This window comes from Actinomadura rayongensis, assembly GCF_009831215.1.
Lineage (GTDB): Bacteria > Actinomycetota > Actinomycetes > Streptosporangiales > Streptosporangiaceae > Spirillospora > Spirillospora rayongensis.
In genome coordinates, this window is record NZ_WUTW01000006.1 from 198850 (window position 1) to 216426 (window position 17577).

General features: G+C 75.4%; 2 protein-coding genes. Both read right to left on the minus strand.

Annotation, left to right across the window (positions count from 1 at the left end):
• The coding region (locus tag GQ466_RS24600; protein WP_161105397.1) for a type I polyketide synthase at positions 1-7251 on the minus strand (7251 nt) is incomplete at its 3' end.
• 25 nt (positions 7252-7276) lie between these two features.
• Positions 7277-17563 carry a type I polyketide synthase gene (locus tag GQ466_RS24605; RefSeq protein ID WP_161105398.1) on the minus strand — a complete coding sequence of 3429 codons (10287 nt, stop codon included), beginning with the start codon at positions 17561-17563 and terminating at the stop codon, positions 7277-7279.
• Positions 17564-17577: the final 14 nt, after the last annotated feature.

Genomic DNA, 17577 nt, shown 5'->3' on the forward strand with positions numbered 1-17577 from the left:
CAGGTTCTCGTACCAGTACTCGCCGGTCAGCGTGGTCGTGTCGATGAAGGCGTTGTGCAGCGTCGAGTAGAAGGGGATCTTCGCCTCGACCGGCTTGATGCCCTTCAGCGCTTCCAGCAGCTCGTCGCGAAGCGGCTCGACGTACGGCGAGTGCGACGCGTAGTCCACAGGAACGAGCCGGGCTTGAATTCCCTCGGCCTGGTAACTTTCCACCACCTCCCGCAGCGCCGTCGCGTCACCGGAGATGACGGTCTGGCGCGGGCTGTTGTACGCCGCGACGTACGCGCCGTCCGGCAGCGCGATCTCGTCGGCGGGCAGCGGGATCGACGCCATCGTCGTGTCGCCGGTGATCGTGATGAGCGTCTTGCTGCGCAGCGCGACGACCGCCGCCGCGTCCTCCAGCGACAGCGCCCCCGCGATGTACGCGGCGGCGATCTCGCCTTGGGAGTGCCCGATCACCGCGTGCGGCTGGATGCCCGAGTGCTGCCAGAGGTGCGCCAGCGAGACCATGATCGCCCACAGTGCGGGCTGGACCGTGTCCACGCTCTCCAGTGCTGACAAGTCGGTCGGGTCCCAGGTCACGTACGGGCTGAGGGCCTGGACACAGGCGTCCAGGTGCTCCCGGAAGACCGGGTTGGTGGCGTAGAGGTCGGCGGCCATGCCCGCCCACTGCGATCCCTGGCCCGGGAAGACGAACACCGTCTTGCCCGGGTCGCCCGTCACGCCGGACACGACGTTCTCGGCGGCCTCGTCACGGGAGAGCGCCAGCAGCCCGTCCCGGAGCGCGTCGGCCGAGCCGCCGACCACCACGGCGCGGTGGTCGAACGTGTCGCGCCCGACGGTCTGCGCGTGGACGAGCGCCGCCGGGTCGTCCAGCCGGTCGGCGAGCAGCGCCGCCTGCGCCCGCAGCGCCGCCGGGTCCTTGGCCGACAGCGGCAGCGGCAGCGGCCCGGCGGGCGCCGTCGGGGCCGTCGGTTCGGCGGCGGGCGGCTGCTCGATGATGACGTGCGCGTTCGTCCCGCTGATCCCGAAGGACGACACGGCGGCCCGGCGCGGACGCCCGGTCTCCGGCCACGGGACCTCGTCCATCAGCAGCGACACCGCGCCCGCGTCCCAGTCCACCTCGGGGCTGGGCGCGTCGATGTGCAGCGTCTTCGGCAGGACGCCGTGCCGCATCGCCTCGACCATCTTGATGATCCCCGCGACACCGGCGGCGGCCTGCGTGTGCCCGATGTTGGACTTGATCGACCCGAGCCACAGCGGCTCGTCGCGCTCCCGCCCGTAGGTCGCGAGCAGCGCCTGCGCCTCGATCGGGTCGCCGAGCGTCGTGCCGGTGCCGTGCGCCTCGACGGCGTCCACGTCGGTGGTCGTCAGGCGCGCGTTGGCGAGCGCCTGCCGGATGACGCGCTGCTGCGACGGCCCGTTCGGCGCGGTGAGCCCGTTGGACGCGCCGTCCTGGTTGATCGCCGAGCCCCGGACGACCGCAAGCACCGGGTGCCCGTTGCGCTGAGCGTCCGACAGCCGCTCCAGCAGCAGCAGGCCCGCGCCCTCGCCCCAGCCGACGCCGTCCGCGCCCGCCGAGAACGGCTTGGACCGGCCGTCCGCCGCGAGGCCCCGCTGCCGGCTGAACTCCACGAACAGCGCCGGGGTCGCCATGACCGTGACGCCGCCCGCGAGCGCGAGTTCGCACTCGCCCTCGCGCAGCGCCCGCGCCGCCAGGTGCAGCGCGACCAGCGACGACGAGCACGCCGTGTCGATCGTGATCGCCGGTCCCTGGAGGCCGAGCGTGTAGCTGATGCGGCCGGACGCGATGCTGGACGCGCTGCCCGTCCCGATGTACCCCTCGAACGGCTGCGGCGCGGGCGTCAGCCGGGCGCCGTAGTCGTCGTACATGAGCCCGGTGAACACGCCGGTGCGGCTGCCGCTCAGCGACCCCGCCGCGATGCCCGCGCGCTCGATCGCCTCCCACGCCAGCTCCAGCAGGATGCGGTGCTGCGGGTCGGTCGCCTGCGCCTCGCGGTCGCTGATGCCGAAGAAGTCGGCGTCGAAGTCGGCCGCCCGGTGCAGGAAGCCGCCCTCGCGGGTGTAGGACGTCCCGGTGTGCGCGGGGTCGGGGTCGTAGAGGCGGTCCAGGTCCCAGCCCCGGTCGGACGGGAACGTCGTGACGGCGTCCGCGCCGCCCGCGACCAGCTCCCACAGCTCCTCGGGCGACGTCACGTCGCCGGGGAACCGGCACGCCATCGACACGATCGCGATCGGCTCGTCGTGCGCGGCCGTCGCGACGGCGACCGGCGCGTCCTGCGGGGCCTCGCCGAGCAGTTCGTCCCGGACGTGCTCGGCCAGCGCCTCCGACGTCGGGTGGTCGAACACGAGCGTCGCGGGCAGCCGCAGCCCGGTGAGGACGTTCAGCCGGTTCCGCAGCTCGACGGCCATCAGCGAGTCGAAGCCGAGGTCCTTGAACGCCCGGTCGGCGTCGACGCGCTCCCCGGACGCGTGGCCGAGCACGGCCGCGACGACGCCGCGCACCGCGTCCAGCACGATCCCGAGCCGGTCGGCCTCGGGGCTCGCCGCGACGCGCCGCGCGAGGTCGGCGCCGCCCGCCCCGGCCCGGCGCGCCGGGGTCCGGACGAGCGAGCGCAGCACGGCCGGGACGTCCCCGCCCCCGGCGCGCAGCGCGGCGAAGTCGAACCGGGCGGGCGCGAGGACGGGTTCGGCGCCGGTGAACGTCCGGTCGAACAGCTCCAGCGCGTCGTCCTCGGCGAGCACGGTGATGCCGCCCCGGGGGCGCGGCGCGGCCTGCTCGGCCATGCCGTGGTCCCACAGGCCCCAGGCGAGGCTGACGGCGGGCTGCCCGTTCGCCCGGCGGAGCTGCGCGAGGGCGTCCAGGAAGGTGTTCGCGGCGGCGTAGTTGGCCTGGCCGGGCCCGCCGAGGAGTCCGGCGAGCGAGGAGAACAGCACCAGCGGCGTGTCGGGCAGCAGCCGGTGCAGGTTCCAGGCGGCGTCGACCTTGGGCCGCAGGACGGTGTCCAGGTCGTCGGCGGTGAGCGTGCCGACCGTCGCGTCGCGCAGGACGCCGGCGGTGTGGACGACGGCCGCGAGGTCCCGGCCGTCCAGCAGCGCGGCGAGCGCGCCCTCGTCCGCGACGTCGCAGGCGGCGAGGTCGACGGTCGCGCCGAGCCCGGTCAGCTCGGCCGCCAGCTCCGCCGCGCCCGGGGCGTCGGCCCCGCGGCGGCTGACCAGCAGCAGGTCCCGGACGCCGTGCCGGGTGACGAGCCGCCGGGCGATGAGCGCGCCGAGCGCGCCCGTCGCGCCGGTGACCAGGACCGTGCCGTCGGCGAGCGCCGCCGGTTCGGCCGGGACGGTCGCGCGGACCAGGCGCGGCGCGAACAGGTCGCCGTCCCGGACGGCGATCTGCGGCTCGTCGGACGCCAGCGTGGCGGCGAGCGCGTCGCGGGACGCGTCCGAGCCGTCCAGGTCGACCAGCGCGAACCGGTCCGGGTGCTCGGCCTGCGCGGAGCGGACGAACCCCCAGACCGCCGCCGCGACCGGGTCGGGCGCGGCGCCGGTGGCGTTCTCGGTGACGAACACGAGCCGGGGACGGTCCTCGCTGAGCCAGTCCCGGACCAGCCGCAGCACGTGCCGCGTCGCCGCGTGCGTCGCGGTCACGACGTCGTCGCCGCCGTCCAGCGGCGGGGCGACCACGTGGTCGTGCGCGCCGCCGGACGGGACCGGCACCGGCGTCCACTCGACCCGGAACAGCGCCGAGTCCAGCGGCGACGCGGCGGTGGCCGCCGCGCGCAGGGCGACGGCCCGCACGGACGCGACGGGGGCGCCGGTCTCGTCGGCGACGTCCAGCGCGTAGGCGTCGTTCCCGGCGGGCGCGAGCCGGACCCGCAGCGTGCGGGACGCGGCCCGGTGCAGCGCGACGTCGTTCCACGCGAACGGGACGCGGGTCGTCCGGTCGTCCCCGGCGGTGAGCGAGAGGGCGTGCAGGGCGGCGTCGAGCAGCGCCGGGTGGACGGCGAAGCCTTCGGCGGGGTGGTCGGCGGGCAGGTCGACCTCGGCGAAGATCGCGTCGTCGCGCCGCCACGCGGCGCGCAGGCCCTGGAACACCGGGCCGTACTCGTAACCGGCGTCGGCGAGCCCGTCGTAGAACCCGGCGACGTCGACGGGCGTCGCGTCCTGCGGCGGCCACACGGTCTCGGCGGGGCCGCCGCGCGCGGTCTCGGGGGCGAGGGTGCCGGTGGCGTGCCGGATCCAGTCGCCGTCGGCGCGGGAGTGGACGGCGAAGTCGCGGCGTCCGTCGCCGTCCGGCGCGCCGACCGCGACCTGGAGCCGGACCGGGCCGTCGGCCACCGTCAGCGGCGCCTCCAGGACGAGGTCGGTGAGGTGCGGCGCGTCCGCGCGGCGGCCCGCGTGCAGGGCCAGTTCGACCAGCGCGGTGCCGGGGACGATCGTCGCGCCGGCGATGCGGTGGTCGGCGAGCCACGGCTGGTCGCGCAGGGAGACCGTGCCGGTGAACAGCAGGTCCTCGGTCCCGGCGGGCTCGACGACGGCGCGCAGCAGCGGGTGCTCGGCCGCGTGGAGCCCGAGCCCGGCCGGGTCGCCGGTGCCGGTGGGCGCGTCGAGCCAGAAGCGCTCGCGCTGGAAGGCGTAGGTGGGCAGCTCCACGGGACGTCCGCCCGCGAACACGGCCGCCCAGTCCGCGGCGACGCCGTGGACGAACAGGTGCGCGAGCGCCCGGTGCAGCGCGACGCCGTCGGGGTGCTTGCGGCTGAGCGCGGACGCGGCCGGGCCGTCGGCGAGCGTGGCGAGGACGGCGTCCGGGCCGATCTCCAGGTACGCGCCGACGCCCTGCGCTTCGAGTTCGCTCAGGCCGTCGTGGAAGCGGACGGCGTCGCGGATGTGGTTCACCCAGTAGTCGGGCGTCGTGATGTCGCCGGTCGTGTTCGCCGCGATGGGAATGGCCGGGTCGTTGTAGGTGAGCGTGGCCGCGACGTCCCGGAACTCGTCCAGGATCGGGTCCATGAGCGGCGAGTGGAACGCGTGGCTGACCGTCAGCCGCTTCGCCTTGAAATGCTGCGCGATTTCCTCGGCGGCGGACTCGTCGCCCGAGATGACGATCGACTTCGGCCCGTTCACCGCCGCGATCGAGACCGCGTCGTTCAGGTGCGGCAGGACCTCTTCCTCAGTGGCCTGGAGCGCGATCATCGCGCCCCCGGCCGGAAGGCTCTGCATCAGCTTGCCGCGCGCGGCGACGAGCGTGCACGCGTCGTCCAGGTCCAGAACCCCGGCGACATGGGCTGCCGCCAGCTCGCCGATGGAATGGCCGAGCAAATAGTCGGGCTTGACGCCCCAGGACTCGAACAGCCGGTAGAGCGCGACTTCCAAAGCGAACAAGGCGGTCTGCGTGAACTGCGTGTCGTTCAACCGGGGATCGTCGCCGAACATGACGTCCTTGAGCGGAAGGTCGATCCGCTCGAACACCGCGTCCAGAGCCTCGGCAAACACCGGATACGTCTCGTACAGTTCGCGGCCCATTCCGGCGCGCTGGCTGCCCTGGCCGGTGAACAGGAAGGCGAGCTTGCCCTTGACCGGGCCGCCCTCCACGGTCAGCGCGGCGGGCGTGCCCCGGCTGAGCGCGTCCAGCCCGGCGAGCAGGTCCGCGCGGGACGCCCCCGCCACCCCGGCGCGGTGCGCGAACGCCGTGCGCCCGGTCGCGAGGGTGAGCGCGGCGTCGGCGATCCCGAGGTCGGGACGCCGCGCGAACTCCTGCCGCAGCCGCGCCGCCTGGTCGCGCAGCGCGGCGGCCGACGCGGCCGACAGCAGCAGCGGGCGCACGGCCTCCGAAGGCTCGGCCGCGACGGGAGCGCGCTCCTCCAGGATGACGTGCGCGTTCGTCCCGCTGATCCCGAACGCCGACACCGCCGCCCGGCGCGGACGCCCGGTCTCCGGCCACGGCGCGTTGTCGGTCAGCAGCTCGACCGCGCCCGCTGTCCAGTCCACCTGGGAGCTCGGCTCGTCCACGTGCAGCGTCTTCGGCAGCACGCCGTGCCGCATCGCCTCGACCATCTTGATGATCCCGGCGACCCCGGCGGCGGCCTGCGTGTGCCCGAGGTTGGACTTGACGGCCCCGAGCCGCAGCGGCGCCTCCCGCTCCTGCCCGTAGGCGGCGAGCAGCGCCTGCGCCTCGATCGGGTCGCCGAGCGGAGTGCCGGTCCCGTGCGCCTCCACCGCGTCGATGTCGCCGGGCGCGAGCCGCGCGTTGGCGAGCGCGGCGCGGATGACGCGCTGCTGCGACGGCCCGTTCGGCGCGGTGAGGCCGTTGGTCGCGCCGTCCTGGTTGACGGCGGTGCCGCGCACGACGGCGAGGATCGGGTGGCCGTTGCGCTCGGCGTCCGACAGCCGCTCCAGGAGCAGCAAGCCCGCGCCCTCGCCCCAGGCCGTCCCGTCGGCCGCCGCCGCGAACGGCTTGCACCGGCCGTCCGGCGCGAGGCCGCGCTGTCGGCTGAACTCGATGAACAGCGCGGGCGAGGACAGCACCGTCGCGCCGCCCGCGAGCGCGAGGTCGCAGTCGCCGTTGCGCAGCGCCTGCGCCGCGAGGTGGACGGCGACCAGCGACGACGAGCACGCCGTGTCGATCGTGATCGCAGGGCCCTCGAACCCGAACGTGTAGGCGACGCGGCCCGACGCGATGCTCGGCGCGCTCCCGTTCCCGATGAACCCCTCGTACTCGGCCGGCACGCCCTGGAGGAACCGGCCCGCGTAGTCGGAGTACATGATCCCGGTGAAGACGCCGGTCTTGGAGCCGCGCAGCGCGTCCGGACGGATCGCCGCGCGCTCCAGCGCCTCCCACGCCAGCTCCAGCAAAAGCCGCTGCTGCGGGTCGATCGTGCGGGCCTCACGCGGCGAGATGCCGAAGAAGTCCGGATCGAACCCGGTGGCGTCGGCGAGGAACCCGCCCTCGCGCGTGTAGGACGTGCCGAGGTGGTCGGGGTCGGGGTGGTAGAGGCCGTCGACGTCCCAGCCGCGGTCGCCGGGGAACGCCGAGATCGCGTCCCGGCCGTCCGCCACCAGCCGCCACAGGTCGCCGGGGCCGCGCACGCCGCCCGGATACCGGCAGCTCATCGCGACGATCGCCACCGGCTCGGTGGCGGCGCCGACGAGCTGCCGGTTCTCCTTGCGCAACCGCTCGACCTCCTTCAGGGAGGTGCGCAGCGCCTCGACGACCTTCGCGTCGGATGAGGCCATTCGGGATCCCCTCGCTCGTCTTCGGTCAGGCCGCTGAGTCGTCGCCCAGGGCCAGGCGGATGAGTTCGTCGGTGTCCATGTCGTCCACGTCGGCGGCCTCGCCGGACGCGGCGGGCTCCGCCAGGTCGGTGAGCTGCAGCAGCGCGTCCAGCACGCCCGCGTCGCGCAACCGCGTCAGCGGGACGGTGCTGAGCGCGCGCCGCAGCCGCGTCTCCAGGTCGCCGTCGCCGGACTCGCCGGGCGCCAGCTCGGTCAGCAGCTCGTCGGCCAGCGCCCGCGGGGACGGGTGGTCGAACACGAGCGTCGCGGGCAGCCGGAGCCCGGTGGCGGTCCCCAGCCGGTTGCGCAGCTCGACCGCCATCAGCGAGTCGAACCCGAGTTCGTTGAACGCGCGGCCGGGGTCCACGTCGTCGGCCGACGCGATGCCGAGCACCGCCGCGACGTTGCCCTGCACGAGGTCCAGGACCCGCGCGCGCCGCTCGTCGGCGGGCAGGCCCGCGAGCTGGTCGGCGAGCGACACCGCGGCCGGGGCGGCCTCGGCGGCGCGCCGCTGCGGACGCCGCCGGACGAGCCCGCGCAGCAGCGGCGGCAGCGCGTCCCCGCGCTCCCGCAGCGTCGCCGCGTCGAACCCGGCCGTCACGACCGCCGCCCGGCCCGCGTCCAGCGCGGCGTCGAACAGCGCCAGCCCGCGTTCGGCGGTGAGCGGGACGATCCCGGCGCGGGCGATGCGGGCGCGGTCGCCGTCGTCCAGCCGGTCCGCCATCGCGCCCGCCTTGTCCCACAGGCCCCAGGCGAGGCTGACGGCGGGAAGTCCGGCGTCGCGGCGGTGCCGGGCCAGCGCGTCGAGGAACGTGTTCGCGGCGGCGTAGTTGGCCTGCCCGGCGTTGCCGAGGACGCCCGCCAGCGCCGAGAACAGCACCAGCGGCGTGTCCGGGACGAGCGTGTGGAAGTTCCACGCCGCGTCGATCTTCGGCCGCAGGACGGTCGCGAGCCGTTCCGGGGTGAGCGCGGTGAGGATGCCGTCGTCCAGCACGCCCGCCGCGTGGACGACCGCGCCGAGCGGCACGTCCAGCGACTCCAGCAGCCCGGCGAGCGCGGCCCGGTCGGCGGTGTCGCAGGCGGCGACCGTGACGTCCGCGCCGTGCGCGGTCAGCTCGGCCTCCAGCTCGATCGCGCCGTCGGTCGCGTGGCCGCGCCGGCTGACCAGCACCAGGTGCCGGATGCCGTGCTCGGTGACGAGGTGGCGGGCCAGCAGCCCGCCGAGGGCGCCGGTGCCGCCGGTGATGAGGACGGCGGCGCCGGGGTCGAGGGTGAGCGCCGCGTCCTGCCGCGCCGGGGCGAGGCGGGGCGTGCGGGGCTCGCCGTCGCGGACGAGGAGCTGCGGTTCGCCCGTCGCGAGCGCGGCGGGGATCGCGGCCAGGGACGCGTCGGTCCCGTCCGTGCCGAGCAGGACGAACCGTCCCGGGTGCTCGGTCTGCGCGGTGCGGGTCAGCCCCCACAGCGGGGCGTGCGCCAGGTCGCCGTCGCGGGTGACCACGACCAGCCGCGCGTCCTCAAGCCGGGGGTCGTCCAGCCACGCGCGCAGCGTGCCGAGCAGCCCGGCGGTGAGGGCGTGCGCGGCGGCGAGCGGGTCGGCGTCCCCGGCCGGGGCCAGCGGGAGCAGGACGGTGGACGGGACGTCGGCGCCGTCGTCCAGCGCGGCCAGCAGCGCGTCGAGGCCCGCGTACGGGGTGAACGGGCCGGGGAGGCCGGGCGCGAGGACCGCCCAGCCGTCCGGCGCCGCCGGGACGGACGCGGCCGGTCCCCACTCGATCTCGTAGACCTGCGCGTCCCCGCCGGCGCGGACCGGCGCGATCTGGTCGGCGGCGGTCGCGCGGAACTGCACCGAGCCGATGTCGGCGACCGGCGCCCCGGCCTGGTCGGTGACGGTCAGCGTGACCTGGCCGGGCCGTCCGGTGGCGGCGGTGCGGACGCGGATCGCGGTCGCGCCGACGGCGTGCAGCGTCACGTCCGACCACGCGAACGGCAGCCACACCTGGTCGCCGCTCTCGTGCTCGGGCAGCAGGCCGCCGAGCGCGACGGTGTGCAGCGCGGCGTCCAGCAGCGCCGGGTGCAGCCCGAACGCGCCGGGCTCCTCGGCGGGCAGGACGACCTCGGCGTACACCGCGTCGTCGTCCTGCCACGCCGCCCGCAGCCCCTGGAACAGCGGGCCGTAGTGGTAGTCCCGGCCGGCGAGGTCGTCGTAGAGGGCGGCGACGTCCAGGCGGGACGCGTCGGTCGGCGGCCACACCGGCACCGGCGGGGCCTCGACGGGCTCGGCGGACCCGGTGAGCAGGCCGGTCGCGTGCCGCGTCCACGGCTGGCCCTCGTCGTCGGCGGGACGGGAGTGGATCGTGAACGCCCCGTCCGGCGCCACCGCGAGCTGGACCCGGACGGCCCCGTGCTCGGGCAGCGGCAGCGGCGCGTGCAGCGTCAGCTCGGCGACCTGCTCGGCGCCGACGTGGTGCGCCGCGTGCAGCGCGAGGTCCACGTAGGCCGTCGCGGGCAGCAGCGGCGCCGCGCCGATCGTGTGGTCCTCGATCCACGGCTGCGTCCGCAGCGACAGCAGGCCGGTGAACAGTGTGCCGCCGTCGTCGGCGAGCTCGACGGCCGCGCCGAGCAGCGGGTGCTCGGCGTCGCCGAGGCCGAGGTCGGCCGCGGCGGCGGGCGTCATCGGCGCGTCCAGCCAGTACGGCGTGCGCTGGAACGGGTAGGTCGGCACCTCCACGTACGCGGCCGGGCCTTCGCCGAGCACCGCGTCCCAGTCGACGGCGGCGCCGTGGGCGTGCGCGGCGCCGAGCGCGGTGAGCGCGGTGCGCGGCTCGGGGTGGTCGCGGCGGAGCGCGGCGACGGCCGTCGCGTCGCCGAGCGCGGTGCTGGCGAGCGTCGACAGGACGGGGTCGGGGCCGAGTTCGAGGAACGTGGTGACGCCCTGCGCGTGCAGTTCCTGGAGGCCGTCGTGGAACCGGACGGCGTTGCGGATGTGGTCCGTCCAGTACTCGGGGGTGGTCACGTCGCCGGAGGTGTTCGTCGCGATGGGGATTTCCGGCGCGCGGTAGGTGAGCGTGGACGCGATTTCGCGGAACTCGTCCAGGATCGGGTCCATGAGCGGCGAGTGGAACGCGTGGCTGACGGTCAGGCGGCGCGCCTTGAAATGCCGCGCGACCTCGTTGGCCGCCGTCTCGTCGCCGGAAATGACGACGGACTTCGGCCCGTTCACGGCCGCGATGGAAACGCTGTCGTTGAGGTGCGGCAGGACGTCTTCCTCGGCGGCCTGCAGCGCGATCATCGCGCCGCCGGACGGGAGGCTCTGCATGAGCCGGGCGCGGGCGGCGACGAGCTTGCAGGCGTCGTCCAGGTCCAGGACGCCCGCCACGTGCGCGGCGGCGAGTTCCCCGATGGAATGGCCCAGAAGGTGGTCGGGCTTGACGCCCCAGGACTCGAACAGCCGGAACAGCGCCACTTCCAGCGCGAACAGCGACGTCTGCGTGTACTGCGTGTCGTTCAGCCGCAGATCGTTGCCGAACATGACCGCCTTGAGCGGCAGGTCGATCCGGTCGAGAACGGCGTCCAGGGCCTCGGCGAACACCGGGTAGGCGTCGTAGAGTTCGCGGCCCATCTCGGGACGCTGGCTGCCCTGCCCGGTGAACAGGAACGCGAGTTTCCCGCCCGGGACGCCGACGTCGACCGCGTCCAGCCCGGCGAGGAACGACTCCCGGTCGTCGCCCACGACGACCGCGCGGTGGTCGAACACCGCGCGGGCGCGCAGCGCGCGGGCGACGGCGGCCAGGTCCGCGTCCGGGTCGGCGGCGAGCCGGTCCCGCAGGTGGACGGCCTGGTCCCGCACCGCCTGCTCGGTCTTCGCCGACAGCAGGAACGGCAGCGCGGGCGGCGCGGCGGCGGGCTCGGGCCGTTCGTCGCCGGGGGCCTGCTCCAGGATGACGTGCGCGTTCGTCCCGCTGATCCCGAAGGCCGAGACGCCCGCGCGGCGCGGACGCCCGGTCTCGGGCCAGTCGCATGCGGCGTCCACCAGCGCGACCTGCCCGGACTCCCAGTCGACGTGCGGCGTGGGCTCGTCCACGTGCAGGGTCTTCGGCAGGCGGCCGTTCCGCATCGCCTCGATCATCTTGATGACGCCCGCGACGCCCGCGGCGGCCTGCGTGTGGCCGATGTTCGACTTCACGGCGCCGAGCAGCAGCGGCGTCTCGCGCTCCTGCCCGTAGGTGGCCAGCAGCGCCTGCGCCTCGATGGGGTCGCCGAGCGTGGTGCCGGTGCCGTGCGCCTCGACGGCGTCCACCTCGGCGGGCGTGAGCCGCGCGTTGGCGAGCGCCTGCCGGATGACGCGCTGCTGCGACGGGCCGTTCGGCGCGGTGAGGCCGTTGGACGCGCCGTCCTGGTTCACGGCCGTCCCCGAGACGACCGCCAGCACCTCGTGGCCGTTGCGGCGCGCGTCCGACAGCCGCTCCAGCAGCAGCAGGCCCGCGCCCTCGGCCCAGCCGGTGCCGTCGGCGGACGCGGCGAACGGCTTGCACCGGCCGTCCGGCGCGAGCCCCCGCTGGCGGCTGAACTCCAGGAAGATGCTCGGGCTCGCGATGATCGTCGCGCCGCCCGCCAGCGCGAGGTCGCACTCTCCGCTGCGCAGCGCCTGCGCGGCCAGGTGCAGCGCGACCAGCGAGGAAGAGCACGCGGTGTCGACCGTGACGGCCGGGCCTTCGAGCCCGAGGCTGTAGGCGATCCGGCCGGACGCGACGCTCGTGGTCGTCCCGGTGAGGAAGTAGCCGCCGACCCCGTCGGGCACCTTGCGCAGCGGCGACGCGTACTCCTGCGCGATCACGCCGGTGAACACGCCCGTCCGGGACCCGCGCAGCGACGTCGGGTCGATCGACGCCCGCTCGAACGCCTCCCACGCGACCTCCAGCAGGAGCCGCTGCTGCGGGTCCATCGCCAGGGCCTCGCGCGGGCTGATCCCGAAGAACTCGGCGTCGAACCCGGCCGCGTCGTAGACGAACCCGCCGCGCTTGACGTAGAAGCGACCGGGGACGCCGGGCTCGGGGTCGTACAGGCCGTCGATGTCCCAGTGCCGGTCCTCGGGAAGCTCGCCGATCACGTCGGTCTCGTCGGCCAGCACCCGCCACAGGTCCTCGGGCGACCGGACGTCGCCGGGGAACCGGCAGCCGATCGCCACGACCGCGATCGGGTCGTCGCCCGCGACGGTCGCGGCCGGGCCCGCCTGGATCTCGGCGGGACCCGCGTCCAGCAGCTCGGCGAGCAGCCGCGCCGCCAGGGACTCGGGCGTCGGGTGGTCGAACACGAGCGTCGTCGGGAGTCGCAGGCCGGTGAACGCGTTGAGCCGGTTGCGCAGCTCGACGGCCGTCAGCGAGTCGAAGCCCAGCTCCTTGAACGCCCGCCCGGCGTCGATCACGTCGGTGGCCGGGCGGCGCAGGACGTCGGCGGTGGTCGTCCGGACGAGGTCCAGGACGAGGTCCAGCCGCTCGTCCTCGGTCCGTCCGGCGAGCCGCTGCGCGAACGCGGCGGACCCGGTGGCGGCGCGGCGCGCCGACGTCCGGACCAGGCCGCGCAGCACCGGCGGCAGCGTGCCCTGCTCGGCCTGCTCGCGCAGGCCCGCCAGCTCGAACCGGACGGCGGTGACGTCCGGGCGCCCGGCGGCCAGCGCCGCGTCGAACAGCGCCAGGCCCTCGTCCGGGGCGAGCGCCGCGACGCCGCCGCTCACCATGCGGGCACGGTCGGTGTCGGAGAGGTCGCCGGTGAGGTTGCCCGGCTCGTCCCACAGGCCCCAGGCGATGGACGTCCCGGGCAGGTTCGCCGCGGCGCGGAGCCCGGCGAGCGCGTCCAGGAAGGTGTTGGCCGCCGCGTAGTTGGCCTGGCCGGGGTTGCCGAGGACGCCCGCGAGCGAGGAGAACAGGATCAGCGGGGTCTCGGGGGCCAGTTCGTGCAGGTTCCACGCCGCGTCCACCTTGGGGCGCAGCACCTGTTCGACGTGCTCGTCGGTCAGCCCGGCGAGCGTGGCGTCGCGCAGCACGCCCGCCGTGTGGACGATCGCGCCGAGCGTCCGGCCGTCCAGCAGCGCGGCGACGGCGTCGCGGTCGGCGGTGTCGCACGCGGCGAACGTGACCGTGGCGCCGAGCGCGGTCAGGTCGGTCTCCAGCTCGGCCGCGCCGGGGGCGTCGGCGCCGCGTCGGCTGACGAGCAGCAGGTCGGTGACGCCGTGTTCGGTGACCAGGTGGCGGGCGACCAGGCCGCCGAGGGCGCCGGTGGCGCCGGTGACCAGGACCGTGCCGCCGACGGTCAGCGGCTCGGCGGGCTCGGCGGCGGCCAGGCGCGGGACGCTGAGTCCGTCCGGGCCGAGCGCGAGCTGCGGTTCGCCGGTCGCCACGGCGGGCGCGAGGTCGTCGAGCGTGACGTCCGCGACCGTGTCCACCAGCGTGAAGACGCCGGGGTTCTCCGCCTGCGCGGACCGGACCAGGCCCCACACCGCCGCCGCGACGGGGTCGGGCGCGGCGCCGGTCGCGTTCCGGGTGACCACGACGAGCCGGGACGACGCGAATCGCGGATCCGCCAGCCAGTCCCGCAGCACGCCCAGCGCGTGCCGGACGGTCGCGTGCGCGGCGGCCGGGACATCGCCGTCCGACACCGTGACCGGCGCGACCACCACTTCGGGCGCGGACGCGTCGTCCGCGACGTCGTCCAGGAACGCCCACGTGCCGGTCGCGGGCGCCGCCGGGGCGGCGACCTCCTGCCAGTCCAGCGCGTACAGCGGACGGCGCGGCGCGGCCGACAGCTCGCCGGGCGCGGGCGCCCGCAGCGCCAGCCGCTCGATCGTCAGGACGGGCGCGCCCTCGGTGTCGGCGAACACCGCCGTGGCGGTGCCGTCCGGGCCGGGGGAGACGCGCAGCCGCAGCTCCCGGCCGGCCGTCGCGTGGACCTCGACGCCGCCGAGCGCGCCGGGCAGCGCGGTGCCGGGCCGCTCCGCGTAGGCGAGCTGGAACGCGGCCTCGATCAGCGCGGGGTGGACGGCGTGGCCGGACGGGTCCACGTCGTCGGGCAGCGCGACCTCGGCGTACTGGTCGTCGCCGTGCCGCCACGCCCGCTGGATCGCCTGGTAGAGCGGGCCCACGCGGCGGTCCCGGTCGGCGAGCCGGTCGTAGATCGCGTCCGGGTCGACCGGGTCGGCGCCCGGCGGCAGCCAGCCGGTCGCGGCGGGCGCCGACGCGGCGCCGAGCCGGGCGGACAGGTGGTGCGTCCAGGGCAGGTCGTCGTCGGCGACGGGACGCGAGTGGACGTTCAGCTCGCCGTCCGCCACCGCGACCTGGAGCTGCGCGGCGCCCTCGGCCGGGACGGTCAGCGGCGCGTGGACCACGACGTCGTCCACCCGCGTGTGCCCGGCGCGCTCGGCGGCGTGCAGGACGAGGTCGGCGAGCGCGCCGGCGGGCAGCAGCGCGGTGCTCCCGATCGTCTCGTCCGCCGGGCCGGACACGCGCCCGGTGAAGACCGTGCCCTCGCCGGACGCGAGCGCGACGACGGCGGACAGCAGCGGATGCCCGGCCGGGCGCAGCCCCGCCGCGCCGATGCCGCCCTGGTCGGCGACCGGGTCCAGCCACAGCCGCCGCCGCTGGAACGGGTAGGTCGGCAGCTCGACGTGCCGGGCGGACCCGGTGTCCAGGACGGCCGGCCAGTCGACGGTCACGCCGTGCGCGTGGGCGTTGGCGAGCGCGGTGAGGAATTGGACGTCGTCGCCCTGGTCGCGGCGCAGCGTGTGCAGCGCGGTCAGGTCCTCGGAGATCTGCTGGAGCGGGTACGTCAGCACCGGGTGGGGGCTGGACTCGATGAACGTCCGGTGCCCGCTCTCGATCAGGTGCTCCACGGCCTGGCGCAGCAGCACCGGACGGCGGAGGTTCTCGTACCAGTACTCGGCGGTCAGCGTCGTGGTGTCGATGAAGGCGTCGTGCAGCGTCGAGTAGAAGGGGATCTTCGCCTCGACCGGCTTGATGCCCTTCAGCGCTTCCAGCAGCTCGTCGCGCAGCGGCTCGACGTACGGCGAGTGCGACGCGTAATCCACAGGAACAAGCCGGGCTTGAATTCCCTGCGCCTGGTAGCTCTCGACCAGCTCCCGCAGCGCGGTCGCGTCACCGGAGATGACGGTCTGTGTCGGGCTGTTGAAGGCAGCGACGTGAGCGCCTTCGGGCAGGTCGATGTCCCCGGCCGCGAGCGGAATGGACGCCATCGTGGTGTCGCCCGTGATCGTCAGCAGCGTCTTGCTGCGCAGCGCCACGACGGCCGCCGCGTCCTCCAGCGACAGCGCGCCCGCGATGTAGGCGGCGGCGATCTCGCCCTGCGAGTGGCCGACCACGGCGTGCGGCTGCACACCCGACTCCCGCCACAGATGCGCCAGCGACACCATGATCGCCCACAGCGCGGGCTGGACCGTGTCCACGCTCTCCAACGGGGACAAATCAGTCGGGTCCCAGGTCACGTACGGGCTGAGCGCCTGCACGCACCGGTCCAGGTGCTCCCGGAACACCGCGTTCGTCGCGTACAGGTCGGCGGCCATCCCCGCCCACTGCGAACCCTGGCCCGGGAAGACGAACACCGTCTTTCCTGGGTCGCCCGCGACGCCCGTCACGACGCCCGGCGCGTCCTCCTCGGCGGCGAGCGCCGCCAGCGACGCGCGCAGCTCCGCCGCGTCCCGCCCGACGACGACCGCGCGGTGCGCGAACGAGCTGCGCCCGGTGGCGAGGGCGTGCGCGACGTCGCGCGGGTCCGCGCCGGTCACGCCGCGCAGCCGGTCGGCCTGGTCGCGCAGCGCGGGCGCGGACTTCGCCGAGATGATCCACGCCGACGGCCGGGGCGCCGGACGCTCCGCCGCGTCCTCGACCGCCGGGGCCTGCTCCAGGATGACGTGCGCGTTCGTCCCGCTGATCCCGAACGACGACACGCCCGCGCGCCGCTCCCGGCCGGTGTCGGGCCAGTCGCGGGCCTCGGCCAGCAGCGCGACGCGGCCGGCGTCCCAGTCGACCTCGGGCGTGGGCGCGTCCACGTGCAGCGTCTTCGGCAGGACGCCGTGCCGCATCGACTCGATCATCTTGATGACGCCCGCGACGCCCGCCGCGGCCTGCGTGTGCCCGATGTTCGACTTGATCGACCCGAGCCACAGCGGGTGCTCGCGGCCCTGCCCGTAGGTGGACAGCAGCGCCTGCGCCTCCAGCGGGTCGCCGAGCCGCGTGCCGGTGCCGTGCGCCTCGACCGCGTCCACGTCGGCGGGGGTGAGCCCGGCGGCGGCGAGCGCGGCCCGGATGACGCGCTGCTGGGACGGCCCGTTCGGCGCGGAGATCTGGCTCGTCGTCCCGTCCTGGTTGATCGCCGAGCCGCGCAGGACGGCGAGGACCGGGTGGCCGTGGCGCTGCGCGTCCGACAGCCGCTCCAGCAGCAGCAGGCCCGCGCCCTCGCCCCAGCCGACGCCGTTGGCCGCCGCCGCGAACGGCTTGGACCGACCGTCGGGCGCGAGGCCCTGCTGCCGGCTGAACTCCACGAACAGGTCCGGCGTCGCCATCAGCGTCACGCCGCCCGCGAGCGCAAGTTCGATCTCGTGGTTGTGCAGCGCCTGGGACGCCAGGTGCAGCGCGACCAGCGACGACGAGCACGCCGTGTCGATCGTGATCGCCGGGCCGTGCAGGCCCAGCGTGTAGCTGATCCGGCCGGACGCCACGCTCGTCGCGCTGCCCGTCGCGATGTACCCCTCGTACGGCTGCGGCGCGGGGCTGAGCCGGGCGCCGTAGTCGTCGTACATCACGCCGGTGTAGACGCCGGTGTGGCTGCCGTGCAGCGCGAGCGGGTCGATGCCCGCGCGCTCGATCGCCTCCCACGCCAGCTCCAGCAGGATGCGCTGCTGCGGGTCGACGGCCTGCGCCTCGCGGAAGTTGATGCCGAAGAAGTCCGGGTCGAACTCGGCGGCGTCGTGCAGGAACCCGCCGTGCCGGGCGTACGACGTCCCGATCTTGTGCGGGTCCGGGTCGTACAGGTCCTCGATGTTCCAGCCCCGGTCGGACGGGAACGGCGTGATCGCGTCGGTGCCTCCGGCGACCAGGTTCCACAGCTCGTCCGGCGCGGTGACGCCGCCGGGGTAGCGGCAGCTCATCGCCACGACGGCGATCGGCTCCTGGGCGCGGCTCTCGGCGTCCCGGAGTCGCTGCCGGGTCTGGTGCAGCTCGGCGGTCACCCGCTTGAGGTAGTCGCGGAGCTTGTCCTCGTTCACCATCAGCCTCGCCCGTC

What these genes read in the sequence shown, in the direction of transcription:
- GQ466_RS24605 (WP_161105398.1), bottom strand. Translation starts at nt 17,563, where the DNA reads ATGGTGAACGAGGACAAGCTCCGCGACTACCTCAAGCGGGTGACCGCC.